General features: G+C 68.7%; 3 protein-coding genes and 1 tRNA gene. All 4 read left to right on the top strand.

Translation table 11 applies throughout. From position 1 onward, the window contains the following. The first annotated feature begins 115 nt into the window (after positions 1 to 115). The 4 genes from RS83_RS00025 (at position 116) to RS83_RS00010 (ending at position 3,646) form a co-directional block, all read left to right on the top strand. Positions 116 to 1,075 (top strand): ABC transporter permease, encoded by a 960-nt coding sequence (locus RS83_RS00025; protein WP_045277450.1) that lies wholly within the window; start codon positions 116 to 118, stop codon positions 1,073 to 1,075. Beyond that, the gene (locus tag RS83_RS00020) at positions 1,072 to 1,947 is read left to right on the top strand and encodes an ABC transporter permease (protein ID WP_082071451.1); all 876 of its coding nucleotides are present in this window, start codon (positions 1,072 to 1,074) and stop codon (positions 1,945 to 1,947) included. Before RS83_RS00025 ends, RS83_RS00020 begins: the two co-directional genes overlap by 4 nt. Next, a complete protein-coding gene (locus RS83_RS00015) occupies positions 1,944 to 3,524 on the top strand; it encodes an ATP-binding cassette domain-containing protein (RefSeq protein ID WP_045277449.1) in 1,581 nt (526 codons plus the stop codon). The genes RS83_RS00020 and RS83_RS00015 overlap by 4 nt, the downstream gene beginning before the upstream one ends. A gap of 49 nt (positions 3,525 to 3,573) precedes the next feature. Beyond that, a tRNA-Ala gene (locus tag RS83_RS00010) sits at positions 3,574 to 3,646 on the top strand. Positions 3,647 to 4,197 lie beyond the last annotated feature (551 nt).

Below are 4,197 nucleotides of genomic sequence, written 5' to 3'. Positions count from 1 at the left end.
CCCCAACCCGCCCCCCGTCTCCCAACCTGGGTCCCTGAGCCTGTCGAAGGGCCCCGGTCTCGCCCCCTGGGTCCCTGAGCCTGTCGAAGGGCCCCGCCCCCGTGAAAGGAGAACCATGAGCCTCGCCGTCTGGAGGGTGCTGCGCCGTCTCGGCGTGAGCCTGCTCACGCTCCTGGGCGCAGCGACCCTGACGTTCTTCGCGCTCCGCCTGGTGCCGGTCGATCCGGCGTTCGCGATCCTCGGGGCCGGGCAGCAGCAGGTCGATATCAGCCCTGAGGTGCTCGCCGTCGTGCGGCAGGAATATCACCTCGACGAGCCGCTGCTTGTGCAGTATCTCCTCTATCTCGGGCGCCTCGTGCGGGGTGACCTCGGCATGTCGTACGTGCAGGAGCAGCCGGTCGGTCAACTCCTCGCCGCTCAGGCCGGACCCACCGTGGCGCTCGCGCTCGCGGCGACCCTGCTCGCGATCGTGATCTCCCTCGTCGGGGGTGTGCTCACCGCTGGCCGCCGCCTCCCGAGCTGGATCTCCTCGGGCGTCGAGCTGGTCCTGGCGTCCACTCCGGTGTTCTGGCTCGGGTTCATCCTGATGCTGGTCTTCGCGGTGTGGCTGCGTGCCCTGCCCATCCTCGACAGCGGCGATCTGCGGTCGCTGATCCTCCCGGCGCTCACGCTCGCCCTTCCCGCGGCGGCTCTTCTCCTGCAGGTGCTGCGCCAGTCGCTCGATGACGCCTTGGAGCAGCCGTTCATCCTCTCCGCTCGGGCGCGCGGTCTCGGCTCACTCGCGGTCACGGTCCGGCACGCGCTGCGGCATGCTGCGGTGCCGTATCTCACGATGCTCGGCTTCTCGTTCGGCGCGCTGCTCGGTGGCGCTGCGATCACCGAGACGCTGTTCAGCCGTCCTGGCCTCGGCCGCCTGCTCGTGACCTCGGTGGCGTCGCAGGACATCCCGGTCGTGATCGGCGTGGTGCTCGTCGGCACCGCGGTGTTCATCCTGGTGAACACGCTCGTCGATCTGTCATACGGACTCGTCGATCCGAGGGTGCGCGAGACCGGCCGCGCGGAGGTCGTCGCATGAGCGGTGGCGTCGTCGCCGAGGCCGTCGCGCCCCGCGCCACCGTGGTCCGCTGGCGCGGTTGGGTGCGGCTCGCCGCCGATGTCGGCACGCTGCTGTGCGCGCTGGTGCTCGTCCTGTTCGTGCTCGCGGCTCTCTGGCCGCAGCTGCTCACCGGGCAGGATCCGCTCGCCGCGGATCGTGCGCTGATCCTCTCGCCGCCGTCGCCGGCGCATCTTCTCGGCACGGATGAGATCGGCCGCGATGTGCTGGCCCGCATCATCCACGGCGCACGCAGTTCGCTCGTGCTCGGTTTCGGCGCCGTGCTCATCTCGCTCGTGTTCGGCACGGTGCTCGGCCTGGTCGCCGGTCTCTCGAACCGGGTGATCTCGACCATCACGTTGCGGCTGACCGACATCGGCGCCGCGTTCCCCGAACTGGTCCTGGCGATCCTGATCCTCGCGTTGTTCGGTGGCGGGCTCGCGACCGCGACGATCGCGATCGGCATCGCCGGCATCCCCTATTACGTCCGGGTGGTCCGCGGTGAGACGCTGCGGGTGCGCACCTCCACCTATATCGAGGCATCCCGCAGCATGGGTCTCTCGGGTCAGGCCGTGCTCGGCAGACACCTCCTGCCGAACGCCGTTCGACCGGTCGTCGTGATCGCCACGATCGGCCTGGGCGGGGCGACGCTCGCGGGCGCTGCGCTGTCGTTCCTCGGGCTGGGCAGTCCGCCGCCGACCCCGGAATGGGGCTCCATGCTCTCCAACGCCCGCAACTTCCTGACGCTGGGCTGGTGGGCCGCGGTGTTCCCCGGTCTCGCGATCACGCTGTTCGTCATCAGCACGACCGTGCTCGGTCGACGACTGCAGGCACGGCTGGAGGGACGCGGATGAGCGCGCTGGTTCGAGTCGCGGGGCTTCACGTGTCGTTCGGTGGCGGGGGAGCGGCGAACACGGTCGTCGAGGGCGTCGGGTTCGACCTGGCCCCCGGTGAATGCGTCGCGCTGGTCGGCGAGTCCGGCTCGGGGAAGTCGGTGAGCGCGCGGAGCCTGCTCGGCCTCGTCGGCACCGGCTCGCGCGTGCAGGCCGATGTGCTCGAGATCGACGGGCAGGATGCGCGGACGTTCTCTGAGCGTCGCTGGCGCACCGTGCGCGGCAGACGGATCGGGTACATCCTGCAGGATGCGTTGTCGTCGCTCGATCCGCTGCGCACGGTCGGCAAGGAGGTGCAGGAGGCGATCGCCGCCACGGGTGGGCCACGTGGTCGTGCCGGTCGTGCCAGGGCGCTCGAGCTGTTGCGTCGCACGCACGTGCCGGACCCGGAGACGCGCATCGACGAGCGTCCGTCCCAGCTCTCCGGCGGTCAACGACAGCGGGCGCTGATCGCCACGGCCCTCGCCGGCGACCCTGCGGTGCTGATCGCGGACGAGCCGACCACGGCGCTCGACGTCTCAGTGCAGAAGCAGATCCTCGAGCTGTTCGGCGAGCTCAAGGCGCAGGGCATCGCGCTACTGCTGATCAGCCACGATCTGGCTGTGGTGTCGCAGCTGGCCGACCGCGTGCTGGTGCTGCAGGGCGGCGCGGTCGTGGAGTCCGGCGCGACGGCCGAAGTGCTGTCGTCGCCCGCGCATCCGTACACGCGGTCGCTGATCGACGCCGCTCCGCACTTCGAGTCGGGACCGGCGGACTCCGCCGATGCGACGGATGCCGCGGACGAGACCGAGATCGTGCTCTCCGCCGAACATGTGAGCAAGACATTCCGGCTGCCGGGCGGTGTCGAGCGGCATGCGGTGCAGGACGTCTCGGTCGCGGTGCGGAGGGGGCGCTCGCTCGGCATCGTCGGTGAGTCCGGCTCCGGGAAGACGACGCTCGCCCGCATCCTGGCCGGCCTCGCGACCGCCGACAGCGGCACCGTCCGACGTGCGAGCGACGACCCGCGAGATGTGCAGTTCGTCTATCAGGACCCTGGGTCGTCGTTCGATCCGCGGTGGACGGTCGGGCGCATCCTCGACGAGGCCGTCGCGCTGCGGCATCCGGGGCTCGCTCGTGCAGAGCGCAGTGTTCGCGTGCGGGACTGGTTGGAGCGCGTCGGGCTGTCGGGTGAGCTGGCCGACCGTCGTCCGGCCTCACTGTCGGGGGGACAACGCCAGCGGCTCGGCATCGCCAGGGCGCTCGCTGTGGAACCCGCCGTCGTCGTGCTCGACGAACCGGTCTCAGCGCTCGACGTCGCCGTGCAGAAGCAGATCCTCGAGCTGATCGCCCGCCTGCAGCAGGAGACCGGTGTCGGCTACCTCTTCATCTCGCACGACCTCGGCGTGATCCAGAAGGTCTGCGACACCGTCGTGGTGCTGCGTGACGGCACGATCCGTGAGGTCGGTCCGACCGCGAGGGTGCTGCGCGATCCCACGGATGCTTACACGCGGCTGCTGATCGACGCAGTGCCCTCGTTGCCGAGGGTCACGCAGGGCTGAACTGCCGAGGGAGGTGTCTCTTCCGTCGTGATAGCGTAGAGACGTTCTAGGGCCTATGGCGCAGTTGGTAGCGCGCCTCGTTCGCATCGAGGAGGTCAGGGGTTCGAATCCCCTTAGGTCCACAGATCACAACGGTCGGTCGGAATCACGAGAGTGAATCCGACCGGCCGTTTCTGTGTCTCCGGGAGCGGGAGCGGGAGCGGTGCTCGCCCGGAATCCCGGGCGACACGCCCGGCGGTCGGCCCTGATTTGCCGGACCCCCGGGATCCACGTAAGTTATAACTTGTTCGCCCCACAGGGAAGCGGAGAGGCCGAGAGCTTCACCCCCCTCAAGCGGAGAACCACCTCCACTCGATCAGCTCCTCGGAGCAGATCGCAGACATACTTCTGTCTGACCTGGAGCATCCACACCGGAACAGCAGTCAGCTTGACAGCGACGCCGGAACGGATAAGCTAGTGAAGTTGCCTCGGAGGCCTTGAGCCCCGAGCTGCAGATCTGGTTCCAAGCCTTCCGGCGTGTCGATTTGACAGCCTGGAAGACGCGGATAAGATTGAGAAGTTGCCCTGCGGGCCTGGTTGTGATGACTGGGTCGTGGGAGCGTCCGATCCTTGAGAACTCAACAGCGTGCACTTGTCAAATGCCAAATTATCCTCGTCTCCACTTCGGTGGGGG

This window comes from Microbacterium oxydans (assembly GCF_000956525.1).
Classification (GTDB): domain Bacteria; phylum Actinomycetota; class Actinomycetes; order Actinomycetales; family Microbacteriaceae; genus Microbacterium; species Microbacterium oxydans_A.
This window is presented reverse-complemented; position numbering and strand designations above follow the sequence as displayed.